18 protein-coding genes and 1 tRNA gene are annotated in these 24187 nt (G+C 51.0%); 9 read left to right on the top strand and 10 right to left on the bottom strand.

Annotated elements, in window-relative coordinates; translation table 11 throughout:
* Positions 1-264: 264 nt before the first annotated feature.
* On the top strand, positions 265-2067 hold the full coding sequence (locus ACFODX_RS17430; protein ID WP_378121514.1) for a glycosyl hydrolase: 1803 nt from the start codon (positions 265-267) through the stop codon (positions 2065-2067).
* Between the two features lie 77 nt (positions 2068-2144).
* Here the strand turns inward: ACFODX_RS17430 and ACFODX_RS17425 are convergent, their stop codons facing one another.
* The gene (locus ACFODX_RS17425) at positions 2145-3170 is read right to left on the bottom strand and encodes a helix-turn-helix transcriptional regulator (protein ID WP_378121512.1); all 1026 of its coding nucleotides are present in this window, start codon (positions 3168-3170) and stop codon (positions 2145-2147) included.
* Positions 3171-3368: 198 nt separating this feature from the next.
* Positions 3369-3494: a hypothetical protein gene (locus ACFODX_RS17420; RefSeq protein WP_378121510.1), complete on the bottom strand. Its 126-nt coding sequence runs from the start codon at positions 3492-3494 to the stop codon at positions 3369-3371.
* 126 nt (positions 3495-3620) lie between these two features.
* Between ACFODX_RS17420 and ACFODX_RS17415 the strand changes: the two genes are divergently transcribed.
* Positions 3621-3953 carry a hypothetical protein gene (locus ACFODX_RS17415; protein WP_378121508.1) on the top strand — a complete coding sequence of 111 codons (333 nt, stop codon included), beginning with the start codon at positions 3621-3623 and terminating at the stop codon, positions 3951-3953.
* Between the two features lie 54 nt (positions 3954-4007).
* Here ACFODX_RS17415 and ACFODX_RS17410 read toward each other — a convergent pair whose 3' ends face one another.
* The 5 genes from ACFODX_RS17410 to ACFODX_RS17390 all read right to left on the bottom strand — a co-directional run bounded on the left by ACFODX_RS17410 (position 4008) and on the right by ACFODX_RS17390 (position 9246).
* Entirely contained in the window at positions 4008-4877 is an 870-nt protein-coding gene (locus ACFODX_RS17410) for a DNA adenine methylase (RefSeq protein WP_378121506.1), read from the bottom strand.
* A 1-nt stretch (position 4878) separates the two neighbouring features.
* Positions 4879-6558, bottom strand: a complete 1680-nt coding sequence (locus ACFODX_RS17405) for an ATP-dependent nuclease (protein WP_378121504.1) — start codon at positions 6556-6558, stop codon at positions 4879-4881.
* A gap of 455 nt (positions 6559-7013) precedes the next feature.
* Positions 7014-7089: transfer RNA gene (locus ACFODX_RS17400), tRNA-Ala, on the bottom strand.
* Positions 7090-7200: 111 nt separating this feature from the next.
* Positions 7201-8715, bottom strand: a complete 1515-nt coding sequence (gltX, locus tag ACFODX_RS17395) for a glutamate--tRNA ligase (protein WP_378121502.1) — start codon at positions 8713-8715, stop codon at positions 7201-7203.
* A 105-nt stretch (positions 8716-8820) separates the two neighbouring features.
* On the bottom strand, positions 8821-9246 hold the full coding sequence (locus tag ACFODX_RS17390; RefSeq protein WP_378121501.1) for a VOC family protein: 426 nt from the start codon (positions 9244-9246) through the stop codon (positions 8821-8823).
* 291 nt (positions 9247-9537) lie between these two features.
* Between ACFODX_RS17390 and ACFODX_RS17385 the strand changes: the two genes are divergently transcribed.
* Entirely contained in the window at positions 9538-10620 is a 1083-nt protein-coding gene (locus ACFODX_RS17385) for a sialate O-acetylesterase (RefSeq protein WP_378121499.1), read from the top strand.
* A 57-nt stretch (positions 10621-10677) separates the two neighbouring features.
* On the opposite strand, the gene ACFODX_RS17380 is transcribed toward ACFODX_RS17385, so the two are convergent.
* From ACFODX_RS17380 to ACFODX_RS17370, 3 genes are all read right to left on the bottom strand, one after another.
* On the bottom strand, positions 10678-13482 hold the full coding sequence (locus ACFODX_RS17380; RefSeq protein ID WP_378121497.1) for a di-heme oxidoredictase family protein: 2805 nt from the start codon (positions 13480-13482) through the stop codon (positions 10678-10680).
* Between the two features lie 358 nt (positions 13483-13840).
* Positions 13841-15115, bottom strand: a complete 1275-nt coding sequence (locus tag ACFODX_RS17375) for an MHYT domain-containing protein (protein ID WP_378121495.1) — start codon at positions 15113-15115, stop codon at positions 13841-13843.
* Positions 15116-15229: 114 nt separating this feature from the next.
* On the bottom strand, positions 15230-16846 hold the full coding sequence (locus tag ACFODX_RS17370) for a sensor histidine kinase (protein ID WP_378121493.1): 1617 nt from the start codon (positions 16844-16846) through the stop codon (positions 15230-15232).
* 199 nt (positions 16847-17045) lie between these two features.
* On the opposite strand from ACFODX_RS17370, the gene ACFODX_RS17365 reads away from it, so the two are divergent.
* The 6 genes from ACFODX_RS17365 to ACFODX_RS17340 all read left to right on the top strand — a co-directional run bounded on the left by ACFODX_RS17365 (position 17046) and on the right by ACFODX_RS17340 (position 23983).
* Positions 17046-17369, top strand: a complete 324-nt coding sequence (locus tag ACFODX_RS17365) for an ArsR/SmtB family transcription factor (RefSeq protein WP_378121491.1) — start codon at positions 17046-17048, stop codon at positions 17367-17369.
* A gap of 57 nt (positions 17370-17426) precedes the next feature.
* Entirely contained in the window at positions 17427-17957 is a 531-nt protein-coding gene (locus tag ACFODX_RS17360; protein WP_378121488.1) for a rhodanese-like domain-containing protein, read from the top strand.
* Between the two features lie 53 nt (positions 17958-18010).
* Positions 18011-18847 (top strand): sulfite exporter TauE/SafE family protein, encoded by an 837-nt coding sequence (locus ACFODX_RS17355; RefSeq protein ID WP_378121486.1) that lies wholly within the window; start codon positions 18011-18013, stop codon positions 18845-18847.
* Positions 18848-18973: 126 nt separating this feature from the next.
* Entirely contained in the window at positions 18974-19669 is a 696-nt protein-coding gene (locus ACFODX_RS17350) for an MBL fold metallo-hydrolase (protein WP_378121484.1), read from the top strand.
* Positions 19670-19693: 24 nt separating this feature from the next.
* Positions 19694-20716 (top strand): efflux RND transporter periplasmic adaptor subunit, encoded by a 1023-nt coding sequence (locus ACFODX_RS17345; protein WP_378121482.1) that lies wholly within the window; start codon positions 19694-19696, stop codon positions 20714-20716.
* Positions 20717-20719: 3 nt separating this feature from the next.
* Positions 20720-23983, top strand: a complete 3264-nt coding sequence (locus tag ACFODX_RS17340; protein WP_378121480.1) for an efflux RND transporter permease subunit — start codon at positions 20720-20722, stop codon at positions 23981-23983.
* Positions 23984-24187 lie beyond the last annotated feature (204 nt).

Genomic DNA, 24187 nt, shown 5'->3' with positions numbered 1-24187 from the left:
TGATCCACAAGATCCAGCCAAAGGTTTCGACCGCAACTGTGACCCAACCTTCACCAATGCCGCGGGCACCACTACCGGCGCTATGCCTAATGCACCGGTTGCCGGGCGCTGGTTCAAAGAGGGCTTCCAAGTGTTGCTGAACAACGCCTATCCACCACTGTAAAAACCCCATGACTCATTCCACTCAGGTTGTTTGGGTAACCTGGGTGCAAAGAGCCACTTTTAAGTCCAGGGACGGGCTTCTTTTATCAAGGCGGACTACTCATGAACAAAAAACTTTTTTCAATATTGATGCTGGGCGCCGCAAGCGGCCTGTTTTCAGCAACCACCAATGCCCAGCAAAGCTGCAGCCAAACGCCGGCAGACCCGGACGCTAACCTGCAGGCCAAAAACCTGCTCTGTTATCTCAAAAACAACACTTACATTTCCGGTCAAACCGACATGCCCGATGCCGACAAAGTCCAGCAATGGACCGGGCGCTACCCGGCAATTGTGGCCTTTGATTTTTATCGCTACACCGATGGCGACACCTCGGAAACCCAAAAAGCCATCGATTTTGCCAAGGTCAGAAAAGGCATAGTGGCGTTTCAGTGGCACTGGAAATGCCCGCGCGGTGGCGAGTATTACACCGACTGCGCCTTTGATCAGGACATGAATAACCCCAACTCCAAGCTGTATCAGGACATTGATGTTGTTGCCCGTGAATTGAAAAAAATGGGCGATGCCGGGGTTCCAGTGCTGTTTCGCCCGCTTCACGAAGCCAACGACAACTTTATGTGGTGGGCCAAAAAAGGCACTGACAACTACAAGCGTTTATGGAAATTAATATACGACCGGGTCAATGCCCAGGGCGTAAACAATGTGCTCTGGGTATTTAACGGCATGGCCAGCACTGAAGGCTATCGCAGCAATATGCGCGACTGGTATCCGGGCGACAACATGGTGGATGCCGTCACCTCCGACTACTACCAAAGCTGGACGGATTACAACACGCTCAGAGCCATAGGCAACAATAAAATCCTCGGCATCGCCGAAACCTTTAACGCGCTAAACCCGGCCACGGAACCGCCTTTTTCATTCTCTGTAGTGTGGGCATTCCGCGATTGTTACCGCACACAGGGCCAACCGAGTTCGGGCGATGTAAAAGGCTGCGAAAATTCCTGGCGCACAGCCATGGCAAGTAGCAGAACGATTTCCATTGACCAACTGCCCGATTTCAACGCAACCAACTCCAGTTCGTCCGCCGGGCCAATCAATATTGCGCAGGGCAAAACCGTTAGCACTACCTCGGTTGAGGGCGCCGGTTATGAGGCGAGCCGATTGGTGGATGGCAATAGCACAACACGCTGGGCCTCTGCATTGAACGCGCCCAGTGCAGCAGTGACTATCGACTTGGGTGGCTATTACGATTTGACAGGCGCGCGCCTGCAATGGGAAGCGGCCTACGCAACGGCTTATGAGATTCAGGTGTCCACCGATAATGTTAATTTTTCCAGCGCCATTTTCAGCAAGAGCAACGGCGTGGGTGGAACAGAGAACCTGTCGTTCCTCGGCCAAGGGCGTTATCTGCGCATCAATATGACGGGAAAAGCCAACCCGGCCTGGGGCTACTCGCTGTGGGAGGTATCCGTGTTTGGTGAGTCAACTACCGCCCTCTCCTCCTCGTCAGCGGTGAGTAGCACAGCGCTGTCCAGTAGCCCGGCATCCGCTAGTGCCCCGTCCAGTAGTCAAGCATCCAGCAGCAATTCCAGTGCTGCCCCCTCCCAATTTACCTGCACAGTTACTCGCACCGGAAACTGGACTGGTGGTTATCAGGCAGACGTGAGAGTGACCAACAATGGGCCAGCCGTAAGCGGGTGGAAGGTGTATTTGAATTTTGCCCAGAACGCGCAAATCACCAGCGCCTGGAACGCAACATTCAGCGGCAACGGCACCACTCACGTGACGGCCATTAATGTGGGTTACAACGGGAATCTGGGGGCCGGTGCATCCACCAGTTTTGGTTTCACGGGCAATTCGGGATCAGGCTTCACCCTGCCCGGCTGTTCAGGCAATCCCAACAATTAATTATTAACCGCTGGTGATCAAGGTTTTGCGATTAAGGTTGCACACTCACGCTGTGCAACCGTTTTTACTGAAACCGCTCAAGACACCTGCGATTCACTGCGTGCAGTGCGCCTGTATTCAGTAGGCGTGCAACCGGTAGCGCGTTTAAAAATACGCTGGAAAGAGGATTGGCTGTTAAAGCCGGATTTATAAATAATATCCAGAATCGACACTTCAGCCATGGCTGGATCAGCGAGTAAGCGTTTAGCCTCCTCCACGCGCAAACCATTAATAAAATCAAAAAAATTCAGTTTGTAATGTGCATGCAATATAGAGGAAAGCACGCGCGGCTTTAAACCCGCAGCCTCAGCAAAGCGCTCAAGGTTAATATTATTTTCCAAATATATTTTTTTCTCATTGATAACGCGCTCTACTAATTCGATTTTTGATTCATCCAGCGGCTGATTAACCACTTTCTTCGCATCATAGGGGCTAATATTTAGCAGCTCCCTGGCATTAATCAAACCCAATACCAGCAACGCATTTAATTGCACTACCACCAGGTAATCCTCGCAGTTGCCAATAATATCGTTCACTTCCTCGCTCAAAAAATTGCCCACCAGGTATTGGAAAAATGCCCATGCCCAGTGAGTAACAAAACTCCACAACACAAAATAATCCAGTTTAAATTTGGCCGGAGAGACAACCGAATACAAATGGTGTTGCTGTTCATGCAGGCGCCGTATGAGTGAAAAGCAGGCAATAATATAAATAATCGGCAGGCAGCGAATAATAGTCCACGCAAACCTCGCGGCAGCTTCGGTTTCAGCAGGCATAGGCGATTTCAAAATCCAGGCAACACCATTCACATCAAAAGCAATAATCGCCAAGGCCACCACACCAAATGGCAATAAATGCAACCACAGTTTCCAGTGTTTGAAATCAATAGTTTCTACTAGCGAGCGAAAATATAAATAAAGGCATGGCCCCTGTAACAGAAGGGCAAAGGCAGTTAATACAGGCGTAAATAAAGTGGTATTAATCCATAACTTCTTAAGCTCATCATTCCATGACAATAAAGTCACAATAACCCAAAGCGCATTAAGAATAAAAAAGAACGACAATATGTTGCGGGATTGAGGCCTTGCAGTCGGCAATACTTTAAGTAGCCCAACAATAAAAAGGCATTCAATAAATGTAAGGATTAATACCGCATCATGAAAATTAAGGAAATTTGAATTCATTATTATAAGTGCCCAAAACGCCATCCAATAAGTAGCAATTGAAACCTATTTTATCCTGACATTAAACGGCCCGCCCAATCATTCTTTACCAAGAATGAAATCGCATTTTGTTATATCACCCACTCCCAATAAATCAATCTCACCTTGTGCAAGTAAACTGCGTGAATCCACCACCAGCTTGCGCTGCAAACCCGGAGTAGTCATTCAAACTATTTGCATCAGCAGTATTGCCGAACTGTAAGGATTGGAGATCATCCCATTCCCGTTGTTTTTCACTGATCAGCAACGGAATATCAACCTCGTGCCCCGCTGGGTATAAGCCTGTACTGGATGGAGCGCATTGGCAGCAAGCAACTAAAAGCAATTATCGATGCCTGCGATAAAGGCGACTTTAAAACCTTCGTTGAGTTGTCTGGCGGCGCCTGCGTTCCACTCAAAAACCAACCTTTGAGCGCTTTACATGTTGCCAAGGAAACACCAAACAAATATGGCGAAGCCATCAAGAAATTAATCGGGCTTTGCTTTCAGGGAATTGAAACGATTAAAACCCACATCCGCAAATGGATTGTTCGCCCAGTGGATTTATCAACTAAGAAAAATGATTTCGGGATGGGTTTAGCTTTAAGTGGCGCGAACGCGCCACCCTTGGAGTTCTGTCAATAACAGTACGCAATTAATAATTAAGAGGAAGCTTTAAATTCATTAAATTGTATTTACTCAACTAACCAATTTTGTCTGCGGAATTTTCATGTTTGGCACAATTAAGTTATGACTAAAGAACATAATTTCATTGCCAACATATCGACGTTGCGCGGTGTAATTCAATCCGTAGGTCAACGATTTACTTAATTGATACATTTCACAAATTTCTTCAGCATTATCATAAGATACAACCCACGGAAATTTATAGTTTTTAAGGGTTTCTGCAATCATCAAATGATCGTCGTGCTTATAATAGTTACGATACAATCCTTTGCCTTTAACATAATATGGTGGATCAAGATAAATCAGAGAACGGTCAGGCAAAAATTCCTCGCAACGCCTAAGTAGCTCTAAAGAATCCTCACAATATACCGTTATGTTTTCAGCTCTCTCTGCTATTTTTAAGATTCTCTCTGAAATCTTATCTTTATCAAATCTTGCGTTCAACTTATATACACCAGCCTGACTCTTTCCGCCGATAACACCAGCTTTTAAAATTCCGGAACGATTTGTTCTATTCATAAATAAGGCCGCGAAACCTTTTTCAACAATAGTGGCTGAAATTTCTTCACGCAGCACACAACGCCATTTGAACCACTCATCCATATTTATAGGGGTAGCATTTAGCAGCTCTAAAAGCTCTTCCGAATGACTGACAACAGATACCCAAAACGCATGCACAGCGGGATCTATATCATTTATATGAATATGAGCTGCGTGTCCATGAAAAAGCAATTCAAGCGCAACCCCAGCACCGCCAGCGTAAGGCTCAAGATAGTGTCCTTTGCTTAACCCATTTGCCTCCATAACACCAGCAATAAAAGGCGCGAAAGAGGCTTTCCCTCCAGGATAACGCAAGGGGCTATACAATCTATTTGAAAACATGTTATCGCCCCCTCAATTGAACTCTCAACGAAACCAACTTTGCTTCATCCACCGAATGTCCACTCTTCATAACTTTACGCAATTTGACTAACAAGCTTGATAAAAACTGATCACAACTTTCACGATTATCTGATATCCAACTATTCCATGGCTGCTTAGACTCGATAAAAGCTCTAATTGTTTCCTCTTTATAGAAGCGTTTAAACATCTCACGAGGCTTTTTAGCCGCAGCCTGATTCTGATTAGCTTGATATGTGGTAATCCGCTCTTCTATGTTCACACTAGCACCACGAATAGATAGCGTACTTATCAACTCACTAGCTGCATTAGTGAAAACTTGTCGAGTAAATTGTTGCGGATTTCTCCAGAAAGAATGATCAGCAGGAAGATTATACAAATATTCAAAAATAAGCTGATCTGGTGGCAAATGCCCAGGCAGAAGAATTACTGTTTCGTATCTTTGGGCATCTCTAACATCAGCATCCAAGCAAATCAGACTCTTTTGTGAAAACTCGGCAACTCTTTTTTGAATTAAGTTAATATAATTTGAACAGCCTAGCGTTATTTCTTTCAGAGGATTAATAAATTTATTAATGGGCTGTCTAAATAATATGGCTTTAAAAAGATCAAACCCTTCATTATCCTCAAAATAAATATTGATCTTTGGTAGCGACACATCTGGACTCAAGGCAATAGTTCGAGTGTGAATATCTGCATTTATTTGCATCCAAGACATATCCTGCATAACTTGAACAGTACCGTAAGTATTGCTCAAATAAATCGTCTTATACCTTTTCCTAAATTTTTGACTTTGCTCGAATGCATACTCAATTAGAGTGGGCGAATGAGATGTCATTACAACTTGAAGATCTAGATCCCTGCACTCTCTTTCAAGTATTTTTAAAAGATTTATCTGTGCAGTCGGAAACAAGCTAGCATCTGCCTCATCTATCAGCAGCAAGCCGCCTTTATAATCACTATATTCCTCTTTCAATTTGCGAAATGACATTATCGCTAAGACAATCTGTCCGGCGTTATCCTCACCAGCAGAAACTGACTCCTGATCATAATTATCGCCGTGAGCCACAGCTGAACTTATCGTCCCTCCTGTTCCTGTTGCACGAGCAGAATCTCTATTAAGCAACTCATTTGTTAAATCAATAAATTCCTGCTCGTGCTCGCGCAAGTAATCGAAGTTAATAACGTTATATTCTCTATCTGCTATTGGAAAAAGACGCTTTAAACTCAGATAAATCACAGGATGGGTAAAATTTCTGCTGGTATTACCTGTCGCAGTGCTATTGTTACGCACAACAGGTCGGGGAGACTCACCACGCCTCATAAGTTCGAGCTTACCAGTTGCTGCTCGTCTGGTATATCCATCGTTCAGTTCAATATCGACTTTCATTGATCCCGGCAAATCAAAAGCATCAGACATTCTAAAGTGGTCTCTATACTGAGATTTAAATCCTGCACCACTTATTTGCTGAAATGATATTTGTTCATTTTTCACATAATCTTTTTCAAAACTAAAAATCTGCGCAGCTATTCCAAGGATAGATGATTTAGATGTACCATTTTTCCCACAAATAACAGTGATATGATCAGCGAACTCAATCTCTACGCCATTCAAAGCCCTAAAGTTTTCTATAAATATTTTTTGAAGCTGTGTCTTATTCATTTGCCCTTCTCTTTTTTATTAGAATTCATCCCATACACCAAATATTCACTATCTTTTTACAGGAAGAGGGGCCATTGAGATGAAATAAATCATCAATCTGATCAGGCAACTGCTCTCTCAACCATAAACACGTAAATACCTTAATTCGTGCCATCTAATCCTTAATACTAAATAACTTGAAAGGAAGAAGCATCTACTTGATACATCACAACACCAATCTGCTTAATTTTTAGCTCATATGTCTTATTACATTTTATGAATAAGCACATTACCAGCCCAACTGGAAATCAAACACTTAGACTGCGGCTTGAGAGTCAAGAATTACAAGATGGTATTATGGGAAAACGAGAGAATAATGAGCATTACATGCGTTTACGTATTTGGACTTAAATTGCAGACATAAAAAAACCCGCTCTTGAGCGGGTTTTTAAGTCGTTGATTTACAACGTATGTTTTGGTGGAGCTAAGCGGGATCGAACCGCTGACCTCAACACTGCCAGTGTTGCGCTCTCCCAGCTGAGCTATAGCCCCAGATCATTGACATCCTGTCTCTGAGTGGCGCGCATTTTATGCAGCGGCCTGCGGAGTGTCAAGCAAAAGTTTTGCGCTTGCGTTCCGGTTTTTTATTGGGAAATCAAGCGGTTAACTATTAACCGCTGGCTCCTCTGGCGCTGTGCCTAACTTGTCGAAGATTTTCTCCAAGTCTTTTTGTTTGTTTTTACCAAAGCCACCCAAGGCATTGATGGCGTGGCGCAAACGGGCGCGACTCATGTCGGGGCCGATGATTTGCATGGAGTCCACTACCGGGAAGCTGGCGGTGGTGCCGGCGATGGCGACAAATATCGGGGCCATGGCGTCTTTGACTTTGATGCCCATTTGATCGGCGAGCAGTTTGAGTTCGGCAAACAGGCTATCGCGTTCCCAGGTGCGCAGGGCTTCCAAACGCCAGAGGGCGAATTGCAGGTATTCCTTTTGTTTTTCGATATCAAGCTTGTTGGCTGCAAAACTCGCTTCGGTGACAGGCATCATGCCGCTGACGAGGAAACCGGCAAGCGGTGCAAAGTCGCTCAGGGTGGTCATGCGCGATTGGGCGTAAGGCAGCGCTTGTAACAGCATGTCTTTATTCAGTGCCCAGTCGTGCAGGCGCTGCGCGAGTTGTTCCAGGGTGAAGTTTTCGCGAATCCACAGACTGTTTAACCAGCTGAGTTTTTCCACGTCGAAAATCGGGCCGCCGAGGGACACGCGCAGCAGGTCGAAGTGTTCCTGCATTTCGGCGAGGGTGAATTTCTCGCGCTCGTCCGGCATTGACCAGCCCATGCGGCCGAGGTAGTTGAGCATCGCCTCGGGCAGATAACCCATGCGCTTGTAATAGAGAATGCTGGTGGGGTTTTTGCGTTTGCTGAGTTTGGATTTATCCGGATTGCGCAGCAGCGGCAAGTGGCACAGCACCGGCGCTTGCCAGCCGAAATATTCGTAGAGTTTCAAATGCTTGGGCGCGGAGTTGATCCACTCCTCACCGCGAATCACGTGGGTGATTTGCATCAGGTGGTCATCCACCACGTTGGCGAGGTGATAGGTGGGCATGCCGTCGGCTTTGAGCAGCACTTGCATATCCACTTGCGACCATTCGATCTCGATCTTACCGCGCAGCATATCGTCGATCTCACACACGCCCTCTTCCGGGATTTTCATGCGGATCACGTAAGGCTCGCCTGCATCGAGCTTTGCCTGCACTTCAGCGGGCGATAATTTCAAACCGCGACCATCGTACTTGGGTGTTTCACCGCGCGCTTGTTGTTCGCGGCGCATATCGTCCAGCTCTTCGGCGGTGGCGAAGCAATAAAACGCGTGGCCTTTTTCGACCAACTCCATCGCGTATTTGCCATAAATATCCATGCGCTCGCTTTGGCGATAAGGGCCGTGTGGGCCGCCTACGTCCGGGCCTTCGTCCCATTCCAAACCCAACCAGCGCAGGCTGTCCAGAATCGCCTGTTCGGATTCGGGGGTGCTGCGGGTTTGGTCGGTATCTTCAATGCGCAACAGGAATTTGCCGCCGTGCTGACGGGCAAAACACAGGTTGAACAAAGCGATATAAGCGGTGCCTACGTGGGGATCGCCGGTGGGCGATGGGGCAATACGGGTGCGGACTTCAGACATGAAACGGCCTTTTTGCGAATCGATCATTGGAAATGGGAAAAGGCGCGCATTATACGCCGAGCCGCCTGCAAATAACGAGGCGGCCCGACACCCACTTACCTAACCCTAAAGCGTTGCAGCCAAGGCTTCATCCCAAAAAGCGGCTTCTATTTTGTGGCCATCCAAATCGCGCACAAAACAGCCGTAATAAGGCTCGCCATAAAGTGGGCGCGGGCCGGGTGGGCCATCGCAAATAGCACCTGCAGCTATGGCGGCTTCGTAAAAGCTGTGCACCTGCTCTTTGTTTTGGGCGATAAAACCTATGTGGAAACCGTTGCCCACGCTGGCGGGTTTGCCGTCATGGGGGAGCTGCACCCAGAACTCGGGGTAGAGCCGGCCGTAAGCGGTAGCGCCGGGGTGCTCCATAATAATGTTGATGTCCAACGCGGGCAGCACCGCATCGTAAAAAGCGCGTGCACCTTCGTAGTCGTTAGTACCGACCGACACATGGGAAATAATGCTGGGGTTTTTAGGGATGACTTTATCGCTCATGGGTGTCTCTCCGTGATTGAGGGTGAGCTGACAACTTAGCACCATCAACCCCCGGGCGAGAGTGACAGCCATCATCAGTAATTGAGGATAAATGTAAACAACCGCTAAAACTTGACCAACTAACCTGCAGTTTCCGCATTAAAACTATCAATTTTTACAAAGTGCAACTCTTCCGGTGATTCCGCCAAGCGTCTCAACACCCGCCCACTTAAGCTCCGCCCACTACCCAGACTAACGAGGGTAGTCATCAATAACGATCAATAACATTGTGAACGCTCCGGAATATTTTCTATGTCGATCAAACTTCGCCGCTCTAGAAAACACATTATTAAAGGCTTAACTCTGATAACCCTGTATTCAATCGCTATTTTTGTTAAGGCAGAACCCGATCCAAACTTCCATATTTACCTGCTGTTTGGCCAATCCAATATGGAGGGAGCAGCACCTATAGAAGCGCAAGACAGAACTACCAATGACCGCGTGAAAGTCATGGCCAATTTAAATTGCAGTAATTTGGGACGGACCTATGGCAACTGGTACACCGCATCACCACCACTGAACCGCTGCTGGAGCGGCTTGGGGCCGGGCGATTACTTTGGTAAGACCATGGCGGATGGTATGCCGAGCGGTGTCACCATCGGACTGGTGCCGGCGGCTGTGTCTGGCACGCCTATTGAGCTGTATCAAAAAACTGCACCCATTGGCCGCAACAACGCCGATATTCCCGCGCAATTTAATAGTGGTTACGCCTGGCTGTTGGATATGGCCAAAAAAGCACAAGAGCGCGGTGTGATAAAAGGCATCATATTCCATCAAGGGGAGAGCAATACGTCTGATCAACAATGGAAATTCAAAGTCAAAGAAATCGTGACCAACTTGCGCGAGGATTTGAACATAGGTGAGGTTCCCTTTATCGCGGGGGAATTACTCTACGCTGACTACAATGGCTGCTGTCACTGGCACAACCCGGAAATTAACAAATTGCCAGGCATGCTAAGCAACAGCTTCGTCGCATCTGCCGCTGGTTTACCCAATATTCCCGGCGATGGTGCACACTTCTCCACCGCGTCAGTGCGTGAGTTCGGCATACGCTATGCGCAAATTATGCTGGAAAAAATCGACCGCACATCCACCCTGCCGGAACCAAGCAGCAGTTCAATGAGTTCATCCACCAGCAACACAGCGCCTTCATCGACCAGTAGCACCGCAGCGTCATCGATAGCGACAAGCAGCAGTATTACTGCTGCTGCAAGTAGTAGCACCGCCGCACAAGCAAGCTCTTCTTCCGGCGGCGGCTCAGCAAACGGTTTGCTCCTGCTATTGATGAGCGCCTTGCTCTTCACTCCAGGCCAAAACATCCACCGCAAAAAGTAGCGCCCAAAAAAAGCCCCGGCAAGCCGGGGCAGAGGGGAGAAAATCACTAGCAGAAATTTATAGCGATTGGAGGAAGCGCAGCAGATCCTGTTTTTGGCTGGCAGAAAGTGCCGAGTAATTGTTTTTAGCGTTCTGACCTTCACCACCGTGCCAAAGGATGGCTTCTTCAATGGTGCGGGCGCGGCCATCGTGCAAGTAGCTGGCTTTAGGGACGCAAACTTCGTTGCCATCCACCCCAAAAGGTACGCCGCCCGGTTGACCAGTCACACCGCCGGTGACGCAGGCGGAAACACCCAAGCCCCAGAGCGGTGCGGTACGCCATTCAGCGCCACTGGCTTGGCCTTCACCTAAATTGTCGGCAAGACCGGGGCCCATGTCGTGCAGCAGCATGTCGGTATAGGGGCGAATGGTTTGCGAACGCAGTTCTGCAAAGGGGTGGTATTGGCTGGTGGTCATGCTTTCCACGTGGCAGCCAGCGCAGCCGATATTGTTAAACACCGTACGACCATTAATGACCTGCGCGTTGTTGTAGTCGCGCTGTGGGCGAACCCCGAGCAAGGCAACGTATTTGACCAAATTATCCAAATGTTGGTTGGCCAGTTCCGAACCGCTCGGGCCACAGTTGGTTTGGCTGCTGCCGCAATCCGGGTTGGGGAGCATAGAAGTCATCACCCCCATGTCGGTATTAAAGGCCGATGCCACTTGATGCTTCACGCTGGTAGTGGCGGCTTTGTAACCAAAGCGACCCAAACGGGTTTGCCCGGTGGCCGGATCGGCAATGCGTTGGGCGCGACCGGAAATACCATCGCCATTGGCGTCGTTAATATCTTCACGGGCGAGAATGGTGGATTCGGGAATCGCTTCCAGCAGGCCGATACCCACTAACTGCGGCGCCAAACGGGCTGAGAAAGTCTCGGGGCGCAAGCCGGTGAATTGGTAGTTGGGTGAACGCAAACCGCCCGACTCAGTCCAGAAGGCGATGGAGGGAGTGCCCTCGCTGGTTGCGCCGCCATTGGCTTGCGGTTGCAATACACGGCCCATTTGTGGATGCGGATTGCCCTGCGCATTACCGACTTTAAATACCCAGCGATCCAGTGCCTCACCTACCGCCGCCACGGGTGCGCGACCATTGCGTTCATGGCAGTGGGAGCAGCGATCACTCACATAACGGGTGCCGGACTTGCCCACCATCTCACTGAAAATACCGTTTTCCGGATTTTCGTCGTGACCACCATTAATAAAGGAGGTGTGATGCACACGACGGCCGAGCACAAACGCCTGACCATTCACCGCGCTCAGGTTGGTGGCCATCTGTTGGAAGTGGCCATCGGGTTCAGCGGTCATTTGTACGTGCAGGCTGGTATCGCCACCCAAACGGGCATTGACCGGCATGGGCATGGAATCGCGCTGCTTATAAACACCGCCCACAAACGGCACCTTGTCGGTCACATCCCAGGGCACTATGCCCTGCCCGACTATGTATAAATAGGTGGTGCCGTAATAGTTGTCGCGGCCGCGAATCACGCTGTTTTTGTCGAGGAATTGGCTGAGTTCAAACTCCAAGCGGTCACCAATTTGAATGGGGCGATTCTCACGGCAGTTCCAGCTGGCTTCCTTCCAGTAGTTAAAGTCGTTGATGCGGTTCATCACCCCGTTGCCGCAGTATTCGGCGAGGGTATTCATGCCGATATAGAACCAGCGGTTCTCCGCTTGCAGGTCATCCAAACGGCCTTGGGTCACTACGTTCATACGCACACTGGTGCCGCCTTTGGCGACGTAATCCACAATCTCGATAGTGGCGGTGCGCTGCTCCCAGTAGAAGGTCAGGTAGTGATCGTAAGCTTGGAAATGGTTTTCCTTGGCGTGGCGGTCGCGTGCGCGGTCGGCGATACGGGTGACCAGGGCATCGCCGCGATCAAACTTGATCACCGGTTCCAGCGCCGTGGTGTTGTTATAGAGCGGCACTATGTTGCCCAGTGGTGCACTGCTGGCCACCGAACTGGAACTGGGTGGTGCAACAGAACTGCTGCTGGGGCGCGATGAACTGGGCGCGACACTGGAGGGAACAGAACTGCTTGACCGCGATGAACTGGGTAGGCTAGAAGACCCGGCGCCCAGGGTGTAGTTCTTCCACTCGGTATCCTGCCCTGCGCCATTTTTGATAATGGTGAAATTGGCACGGACTACCGCGCCCGCCGGCAAGCCGCCGATGTCGTAAGTCCATACACCGTTGGCGAGGTTCATCCGCACGTTTTGCTGGGCGCCGCCGTTGACGGTGTAGTGGATGTCCACTATGTCGCCGCCAGTTACCGTCGCGCGCATGGTGGAGCTATTCAAGGTGGTCACGCAGCCAAGTGCACAATTCGCTGAGGACACGCTGGACGATGAAGCGACCGGTACGGCGCCGAATACATCCATCTCAAAAATCGAGTAGCCCCAGTTATTGCCAGCGCTGCGGGTGATGGCATTCATGCGTACATAGCGATAGCTGCCCGCAAGCAGCACAGTGTCGGTGCGGTTGCCAAAGGCGCCGCCAGTGCGCAAGGCGAGTTGTGTCCAGGTCGAATTGTTATTGGAGCCGAGAATTTCATAGCGCTCGGCATTGGCGGCCTCCCACAAAATCACTACCTGCGACAGGTTATAAACCTGCCCTAAATCCAGAGTGAGTGAACTGGGCGATATGCCGTGATTGGATTCCCAGCGGGTATTGCCGATGTTATCGATGGCGTAGCTGGCCGGTTGCAAGTTGGTACTGCCAGTGGCCGAAACCGGATTGATATTAATGGTTTGTGCTGCGGCAGAGACACTGCTGAGCGCCACCAGCGCCAATAGCATCCGCCGACCGAATTGGGTAATTCGCATCTGGTATTTCCTCATTTATTCATCGTTATTGTTGGATGTCGAATGGCAGGCCCGGTACGGCTGGATATGCCAAGCGCGATGAGTGTATGCCAGAGGAAAACAGCGAGTCGTCCCACTCTAACAAGATTAGAAAGTGAGCAAAGTAAGGGTTTAACACCTTGGGAAAGGGAAAAAAATCGAACCTGTCACTGCCATTCAAGGGCGAACACAAGCAAAACCTTCAATGGATACCAGCAGTTACAGCCCTTGTGCCACAAGGGTTTGGCTAAAGCTGGCACGTTCGACTAAAACATCGCCAGGCGAACCTGGCGCGCGAATAAACCTGTGAAAAATCAAACTATCAATAACGTGAAGCCAATCACATCAGCTCCAACTGTAGTTCAGCACCCACCTCGCCGGAGGAGACGCGGATGCGCTGTGCCGCCCTGACCAGATTTCGGCTATTGGTGCCGGATGCCGGGTACTCGCTGTACCCCAGGCCCCACTGGAACAGGGTTGGCTGACCCTGAATAGTCACCACTGCCTGCAGGCGGCCAGCAAGTCGCTGTGCGAGCGAATTGATCATCTTGCTGTTATTGGAGGGCAGGATCGCCATAAAACTGTTGCCGCTGTAGCGCGCAATCAGCTCGGCCGTAGGCAGCTGAACCTGCAACTCGGTCACCGCATATTTGATCAGCGCCTGGGCATAGGCCTCGCCATGGCGCTGCCAGAGATCGCGATAATCGGTCAGCTCAAAATAGACCAGCATAAAAGGTGCGGGGGAGTTGTCGGGGTTGGTGACGGTAAGCTTCTCCAGCACCCTCGCCTCCAAAAAAGAGCGATTGGCAAGCCCGGTGAGCGAGTCATAGAAGGCCGTTTGACGTGCTGCCTCGTTGCGCTTGCGCTCCTCCTGACGGGCGCGCTCCATGGCACGGAAGTCGGTATAGGCGGAATAGATCGCCAACAACAAAAGCACACTGGCGGCTACCGCAGTGGGTATGCCCATCCAATCACCGCGCAAAAGGTTGTCCGGGTGTGCGGCTGCGCCCTCGGGGTAGCTGGCCGCTGCCATGCCGGTGTAGTGCATGCCACAAATGGCCGCGCCCATCACCAGTGCGGCTGCCACCTTGGTCAACAGCGCATACTGCGGGGGAACATCGCGCACCTTGCGGCAAATCACCAGCGCCGCGCCGGATGCAACCACCGCAATCACCCCCGACAGAATCACCAACAAGGTGTTGTATTCGATACCGGGGTGCATTTGCATGGCATACATGCCGCCGTAATGCATGGCAAAAATACCTGCGCCCATAATCAACGCGCTAGAGGCGAGGGTTTTAAAGGATACCTGCGGCAGGGTGATAACGTAGAGCGCCAGCGCCGATGCCATTACCGCCGGCAGCCAGGAGATCAGCGTCAGGGTCGCGCTGAAGGTCATATGCATGTGCATTGGCATGGTGTAGGCACTCATACCCACAAAATGCATGGACCAAATACCGCTACCCAAACAGAGTGCGCCCATACCCAACCAAAAACGGCGGGAACCACCGCTCAGGCTAAACACACGGGTGCCAAAATAAATCGCTGTATAAGAGGCGATGACCGCCACACAGTAGGATGCGAACACCAAAACCAGGTTATAAGAACCAGCCATCGTCATTACCTCTTGATATCGATAGTGGTTCTACGCGCCAAAGGCAGGACAAGATCAAAAAAGCACTTACGACTTTACACTTCCTTGCTCAGCGCCAGACAAACCCGCCGCTCCTCACCTCACCCGTGGCAGACAAATAGAAAAGCGAGTACCCAATTGCGGGTCACTGGTAAACGAAATCTCACCCTGCTGGTGTTCAATCAAATCTTTGGTGATAGCCAAGCCCAGACCAGTACCTCCCCTGCCGCGCTTGCTGGAGGTATCCGCCTGGCTGAAAGGCTCAAAAATGTGCGGTTTAAAATGCTCGGGAATGCCGGTTCCGGTATCACTCACGGTGATACAAACCTTATCTTCATCCAGAATGCTCACCTCAAGGGTGACAAGGCCTCCAGCGGGAGAAAACTTGGCGCCGTTGGACATCAAGTTACCCAGCGCTTGCATCAGGCGATGTTCATCCGCCATCACCTTTTCTGTTTCTGCAACCGCCAGGCTCAGGCGATAACTGACCCCGAACTGACTGGCGTAGGTGGCCAGTTCGTCCATCTGCCGGCGCACCAGTGGCATGACCGCCACCGGCGCTATGTTGAAGCTCATATGCCCGGCAGTGATTTTTTGGATATCGAGTATGTCGTTGATCAACAGCAATAAACGGTCAGTGTTATTGCCGGCAATAGTGACGACCGATTGCATTTTGTCGTTCAGCTCACCCAGCGCACCCGACCGCAACAACCCCAGGGAGCCGTGAATAGAGGTCAGTGGCGTGCGCAATTCATGGCTCACCGTAGCGACAAACTCGCTTTTCATGGTTTCAGCGCGGCGGCGCTCGGTAATGTCTTCAAAGGTGGCAATAGCAAAACTCGCCTTGCCGCGCCAGTCCAGGCAGGGTTTACCCCAAATTTGCAGGGCGATACGGCGCCCGGCCACCAACACTTCCACATCATCCACCTTGCCCTGCTCACCCTTGAGTGCGCGCAGCATAGGCAAGTCTTCCAGCGGATAAAGAGTATCGCTACCCGCACGATAAAAATTGCCCAGGTATCTGACGCCCGGTTTATCGGAAAGGCCCAGTAACTCACGCGCTGGTGCGTTGGCAAAGGAAACCCGCGCGTCGCTGTCCAATACCACCATAGCGGCAGGCATATCCTCCACCCACTGCTGAAAGCGATGTTCAGTCTCACGCACCAGTGACTGGTGATACAAAATGATGGAGCGCACTATGACCGCAATACACAGCGCTGTACCTATCACCATATTTACCCAGGAGGCAGGATGGGTGTTGTAAACATTCAAATCCGCCCTGGTGCTTAACTGGCCGGATGAAAAAGCCAGCATAAACAACAAGAGCACAACTAAAACGGCAATCCCCATAATCACGCCGTGACGCAGGTTATAAACCGCGCCCGTGACCACAGCCCCCATCAACAGCCACCAAAGCCCGGCGGATGCCAAACCGAAATTGATTACGCCGCTGATGCCCACCCCCCAAAACACCGCCACCAATAACGGCGCTTTGTAGCGCACGGACAAGCGTTTACGGTTAAGTGCGATCAATAACACAGCGACAGCCAATACAAGGTGCACCCCATATAAGGGCAACCAACCGGTGAACTTGATGCGAAACAGAGAGAGCGGAACCAGAACCAAGGTCAGCCAGGCAAGGTTGCGCCAGACCTGATCGAGAAATTCGTGCCGCAAGCGCCCCAAGCCATGAATGTTTGTCCAGCGATCCACATCTACCCCACTTCTACGCGCCATCAAGCACAACAACATTGGTTATCTCAGCCTAGACCAGAATGAGCCGATTGCCTTGGCGCCCAATATAACAATGGCATTCCGGTAGCCTTTTCCTTAAATCAAAAATAACTAAATTAGATATTGCTAATTTAATAAATACTAATACAATCTATTCATGAACACGAGGAGCTACTTCATGGCTATAGCTGCAATCACCACCAACCCTTTATCCGAGCTACAACAACACGCCCAGGCCGCCGCTGCGCTGCTCAAAGCCTTGGCCAACGAAAACCGGCTGATGATTTTATGCACCCTGATGGCAGGCGAAATGTCGGTCGGCGAGCTAAACGAACAGGTGCCACTGAGCCAATCCGCCCTCTCCCAGCATTTGGCGAGTTTGCGTGAAGCGGGTTTGGTGGCAACGCGCAAAGAGGCGCAGACGGTGTTTTACCGGGTGCAGGGCGATGAAGCTCCCAAAGTGATTGCACTGCTGCAATCCATTTACTGTCCGCCGGGCTGATGTATCGCACTAACTGTTTAAAACCTGACTCACCATTTTTCACCAAGAGGTAAAACCATGAGCCATAAACGTATCCACCCCGTTGATTTGATGACCAACAAAAGCGCCGATATGTGCATTTTGGATGTGCGTACCGCCGCCGAAGTAAAAGCCGCTGGCCTGCCCGACTGCTTGCATATCCCGCTGCATGAATTAACGCCAGCGCGCCTGCAGGAAGAAATCGCCAAGAGCGGCAAAAACGGCAGTGCGGTGTATTTGCTCTGCCAAGGCGGCAAGCGCGCCGAAATGGCGGCCGATCAACTTAAAGGCCAAGTTAATGCCGAGCTGGTAGTCATTGAAGGCGGCATGAACGCGGTTAAACAGTCCAACATTCCGCTTGCGGCCACTGGCAAAAAAGTAATTCCGCTGGAGCGCCAAGTACGCATCGCCGCTGGTTTGTTGGTGATTACCGGCGCGGTATTGGGCACTTGGTTTAACCCGGCGTTTTACGGTTTATCGGCCTTTGTGGGAGCGGGTTTGATTTTTGCTGGCGTCACCGATATTTGCCCAATGGGTATGCTGATTGCCAAGGCTCCTTGGAATAAATAAGCACCTTGGAATAAATAGCGCGAGCTGTTGATCACCTCACCTGAGGAATAAACGTGTTGCTGCTGATTGGTTTATTGATTGGGTTAATTCTCGGCCTGACCGGTGCTGGCGGCTCGGTGTTTGCGGTGCCGTTGTTATTACTACTCGGCGGTATGTCTATGGCAGATGCTACAGGCATCTCCTTGGGTGCAGTTGCCGCCACCACTATTTACGCCAGCCTGCGCAATAGTGTCTCGCGCAAGCAAGTGCCGCTCTTGTGGAAGCCGGGTTTGATTCTGGCCTTGAGCGGCGCGCTCACCGCGCCACTGGGTAAATGGTTGGGCATGCAGTTGGATGAACTGTGGTTAGTCAGTGGTTTTAGTTTGTTGGCGGCGATCATCGCCGTGCGCATGTGGATGAGCGCACGCAACAATCCGCAGGCTGCAAGTGTGGTGCGCGCCGGTAATTTTGCGGCAATACCCAGCCCTGATCATTTATGCAATTTGAATCCCACTGGCCAATTTGAACTGCGCCCGCGCTGCGTAACCGGTTTATTAATTGGCGGTTTAGTAGTTGGGCTGTTATCGGGTTTGTTCGGTGTTGGCGGCGGTTTTTTAATTGTGCCGCTACTGCTGGCCTTAAGCGCGGTGAGCATGGCGCAGGCGGTGAGTACATCGCTGTTTATTATCGCGCTGATTAGCAGCTCAGGTTTTATTAGCCATGTGGCACTGAGTGAAAACCAACATTGGAATTGGTTGTTATTGGTAGCCGCAGGCGGTTTGGTGGGCATGATGATCGGCCAAGCCGTCAGCCACAAAATTGCCAACGTGTGGTTACAGAAATTATTTGCGATTGGTTTGTTAGTCGCAGCAGGAGCAATGTTTTTTTCAACAGCACTTACCCCCTCCTAACCTCCCCCTTGGCAGGGGGAGGAATTAAAAGCTCCTCCCCCTCCATGAGGGGGAGGCTGGGAGGGGGTCAACTCCTCCCCCTGCCAAGGGGGAGGCCGGGAGGGGGTAAAAAAATGCGAGGCACTTATGATTTTCCGTCAACTCTTTGAGCGCGAATCCAGCACTTACACCTATCTCATCGCCTGCGAAAAAACCCGCAAAGCGGCGTTGATTGATACAGTAAAAGAAGAGCTGCCCAAATACGTACAACTGCTGCAAGAGTTGGATTTAACGCTGGTTTACGCGCTGGATACGCACACCCACGCCGACCACATTACCGCCGCTGGTGCGCTGCGCGATTTAACTGACTGCACCACGCTCTTGGGTGAAGAAGCTAATTCCACTTGTGTTTCCCACGCCTTGCGCGATGGTGAAAAAATTCAGGTGGGTGAATTAACGCTTACGGCGATTCACACCCCCGGTCACACCGATGACTCCTATACTTATCACTTAATTGATGGCGATGAGCAGTATTTATTTACTGGCGATACCTTATTAATTCGCGGCACCGGCCGCACCGATTTCCAAAACGGTAATGCGCGCGATCAATACGACAGTATTTTTGGCAAATTATTAACCTTGCCTGCAACCACCTGGGTTTACCCCGGCCACGATTACAAAGGCTGGACACGCAGTACCCTTGGCGAAGAAAAAGCGCACAACCCGCGTTTGCAAGTAAAAGATGTCGCGGCTTACGTGGAGCTAATGAACAACCTGAAATTGCCCAATCCAAAACTCATGGACATAGCCGTACCAGCCAATCGCGCTTGCGGTAACAATTAAACAGAGCCTTCCACAGGATTAGCAATGAATAGCAAACTTTTGGCAATGATCGGCGCAGTGATGTTGTTATCCGCCTGCAGCAAAGAATCCCCTGTGCCTGCAGCGGCAAAAAATATTCCCGAGCTGGAAAGACTCACGCTGCAAGCACAAATCAGCCCGCAAACGGTGACATACGACGGCGTGATTGAAGCGATTAACCAAGCCACCGTCTCGGCGCAAACCTCTGGCCGCATTGTGGAAATACCGGTGGATGTGGGCGATTTTGTGGCCAAGGGCGATTTAATTATTCGCTTTACCGACACCGAACAAAAAGCCCGCGCCGCCAGTGCGCAAGCGCAATTCAATGAAGCTCAAGCGCAGTTCACACGCATGCAGGAAATGCTCAGCAAAAAATTAATTGCGCAAGCGGATTTTGATAAAAGCCAAGCTGCGTTTAAAGCGGCTGAAGCGGCGCTGCGTGAAGCCGAACAAAACCTTGCTTACACCAGTATTTATGCGCCCTACTCCGGCATTGTGGTAAGCCGCGCAGTCAATGTGGGTGAAACCGTGGCACCGGGCAAACCACTGATGACTGGTTTGTCGCTGGAGCAATTGCGCGCGCAAGTGAATATTCCGCAGCAACACATAGGCCCGGTGCGTAAATACAAACAAGCACAAATTTATTTAAGCAGCGGCGAGATATTGCACAGCAGCGAGCTGCGTATTCCACCCAGTGCCGACCCGCAAACCCATTCGTTTAGTGTGCTGGTGAATTTGCCCGAGGGCAATCACGATTTATTTCCCGGCACCTTTGTAAAAATCGCTTTTGTCACTGGCGAGCAGGAGCAATTATTAATTCCGGCGAGCAGCATTAGCCAGCGCGGTGAAGTCAGCGGTGTTTATGCGATTAAAGATAATGCGCTGGAATTTCGCCAACTCAATCTCGGCTCGCTCAACAGTGCTAAACATTACCCGGTGCTGGCGGGGCTTACTGCGGGTGAAACCATCGCGCTCGATCCCATCGCGGCGGCCAATGCCTATAAAAAAATCCACAGCGGGGAGCAATAAACCATGAGCGCTCCGCAAGATTCATCCCATCATTCAAACTTGGGTATTTCCGGCCGTATCGCCCGCGCGTTTTTAACCACGGAAATTACACCGCTGTTAGCACTGACCGGATTACTGCTCGGTATTTTTGCAGTGCTGATTACACCGCGCGAAGAAGAGCCACAAATTAATGTGACCTTTGCCAACGTGTTTATTCCCTTCCCCGGCGCTACGCCAGAAGAAGTGGAAGCGCTGGTGACTAACCCTGCTGAGCAAATCGTGTCTGAAATTGAAGGGGTTGAGCATATTTATTCCACCTCATCGCCCGGCATGTCTAGCCTCACAGTACGTTTCAAAGTGGGCGAACCGCGTACCGATGCAATCGTGCGTTTATACAACGCGTTTTATGCGAACAGCGATTGGCTGCCACAAAATTTGGGCGTCGGCCAGCCGCTCATTAAACCCAAAGGCATAGACGATGTACCTATTGTGGCGCTCACCCTGTGGAGCAAAAATGCAGCGACAACCAACAGCGATTTGCTCAGCGTTGCGCGCGAATTACAAACCCAATTACAACGTGTGCCGGGCACGCGCGATATAGAAATTATTGGCGGTGGCGATAAAACCCTGCGCGTGTTGTTTGACCCTGAACGCTTGGCCGCTTTTGGTTTGGCACTGGACGATTTACGCCGCGCCCTGGGCGCCGCCAACAGCTCACAAGCCGCTGGCACCCTAGTGAGCGATAACCGCGAGATGTTGGTGCAAGCAGGCACTTTTTTATCGTCGGCGGAAGAAGTAGCTGATCTGGTAGTAGGTGTTTACCAAGGTGCGCCAGTCTTTTTGCGCGATGTAGCCAGCGTCAGTTTGGGCGCAGATCAACCCACACACTATGTGACCCATGGCTTTGGTTCTGCATCTGCTGCCTATGCAGATGAAAAAAATAATGCAGATGAAAAAAATAGCGGTCGCTACCCCGCCATTACCTTATCCATCGCTAAAAAACCCGGCGAAAATGCGGTGGATGTTGCTGAGCAAGTCATCACGCGCGTTGAACAACTACGCGGCGTAAGCCTGCCGGATGCGCTGAACGTGAATGTGACTCGCAACTACGGCGCGACAGCAGAAGACAAAGCGCAAACGCTAATTAAAAAATTAATTTTTGCCACACTCTCCGTCATTATTCTGGTGCTGATTGCCTTGGGCAAACGCGAAGCTCTGGTGGTGGGCGCGGCGGTGATTGCGACTCTCGCCATCACTCTGTTTGCTTCCTGGGCTTGGGGTTTTACGCTCAACCGCGTATCGCTGTTTGCGCTGATTTTTTCCATCGGTATTTTGGTGGATGACGCCATAGTCGTGGTGGAAAATATTCATCGCCACATGAGCCAGGGAAAATTATCGCTCAATGAAGCGATTCCACTCGCGGTAGATGAAGTGGGCGGGCCAACCATTCTGGCAACTTTCACCGTGATTGCTGCACTTTTGCCTATGGCCTTTGTGAGCGGTTTGATGGGCCCTTATATGTTGCCCATTCCGATTAACGCCTCCACCGGCATGCTGATTTCCCTCGCCGTGGCTTTTATGTTTACCCCTTGGTTGTATCGCCGTTTGTTTGCAAACGTGAATCACGCAGCGGCACACAGCAGCGAAGAAACACAGAGCCACGGCAATAAATTCCTGCCATTTTTTACCCGCATTATGACGCCGCTGTTAAATCGCGAAGCTGGAAAAAAAGCGCGCCTCTGGTTGCTAGGCGGCATTCTGGCGTTAATTGTGGCCTCTATCGGTTTGGTCGTTGTGCAAGCGGTGATGTTAAAAATGCTGCCCTTCGACAACAAAAGTGAATTCCAAATTGTGGTGGATATGCCCGAAGGCACACCGCTGGAAAACACCCAAACCGTATTGCAGGCACTCGCGGATAAATTGGAAACCATTCCCGAAGTTACCGACTACCAACTCTACGCCGGCACCGCCGCGCCGATTAATTTTAATGGCTTGGTGCGGCAAAATTATTTGCGCCGCGCGCCCTACATGGGCGAGATTCAAGTCAACCTGCTGGATAAACACCTGCGCCAGCGCAAAAGCCACGAGATTGCCTTGGCCGCGCGCGAACTCTTGACGGAAACGGCCAAGGCGATGAATGCCAATGTCAAAGTGGTAGAGGTTCCGCCCGGCCCGCCAGTGTTATCGCCACTGGTTGCCGAGGTTTACGGCTTGAACTACACCCGCCAGCTCGATGTCGCCAAACAGGTGCGGGCCGCGTTTGAAGCCACGCCCGATGTGGTGGATGTGGACGATTCCATCGAAGCGCCGCAAACCCGCTGGTTAATTGCGGTGGATCGCGCCCGCGCTGCGCGCTTGGGTGTGGATCAAACCAGCATCGCCAACGCCATTCGCACCGCCCTGGCCGGTGAGGATGCCGCCTACCTGCACAGCGCCAGTGCCAAGGTCGCTCTGCCGCTGCGCCTGGAGTTGCCCGCCGGTGAAAAAGACAGCCTTGAGCGGGTGCTCGCAATAAAAGTGCGCGCCCAAAACGGCAAACTTATCGCCCTCGCGGAACTGACTCAGGTGATTGAAAGCCAGCGCCAGCAAACGATTCATCACAAAGATTTGTTGCCCGTAGTCTATGTGCTGGGCGATGTAGCGGGTGAAACCGACAGCCCACTCTACGGCTTGGCCGCGATTTATAAACGCATCGCCGAAACCCCGATTGATGGGCAAGTCATTGATCAATTCTTGAACTCACAACCCGAGAACCCGGTCAACTGGAGCCTGAAATGGGACGGCGAATTGCAAGTCACGCTGGATACCTTCCGCGATATGGGCATCGCCTATTCGGTTGGCTTGGTGATGATTTATTTGCTGGTGGTGGGCATGTTTAAAAGCTACTCGGTGCCGCTGATTATTATGGCGCCGATTCCGCTCACGCTAATCGGCATCATGCCCGGCCACGCTCTGCTCGGGCAGCAATTCACCGCGCCGAGCATGATCGGCATGATTGCCCTAGCCGGCATTATTGTGCGCAATTCCATACTACTGGTGGACTTTATCCAGCAGGAGGTGCGCAGCGGTAAATCGCTGGAGGATGCCACCATCAGCGCCGCCGCCGTGCGCGCCCTGCCCATTGGCCTGACTGCACTGGCAGCCATGATGGGCGGCTTTTTTATCCTCGACGACCCGATTTTTGGTGGGCTTGCGGTGAGCCTGATTTTTGGTCTGCTGGTGTCCACCCTACTGACTTTGGTGGTGATTCCAGTGGTGTATTACGCCTATCACTATCAAAAAAGCTGACCGTCTCTCTCAACCCAAATCACCCCTCCCGACCTCCCACTTCTTAAGGGGTGGAGCACAGTTCCCTCCCCTGCCAAGGGGAGGGTTAGGGTGGGGTTATTAAAACCCCCTCCCAACTGCCCCCGCCCCCTTATTAAGGAGAGGGCTGGGGTGGGGTTATAAAGCCAAGTCTGCTAGAATCGCCGCCACAAAAAATCCTCTAAG

Origin of the sequence: Cellvibrio fontiphilus (genome assembly GCF_042646205.1) — a bacterium.
GTDB lineage: Bacteria > Pseudomonadota > Gammaproteobacteria > Pseudomonadales > Cellvibrionaceae > Cellvibrio > Cellvibrio fontiphilus_A.
Note: the sequence above shows the minus strand (reverse complement) of the source record. Positions and strands in the feature narration are given on the sequence as shown.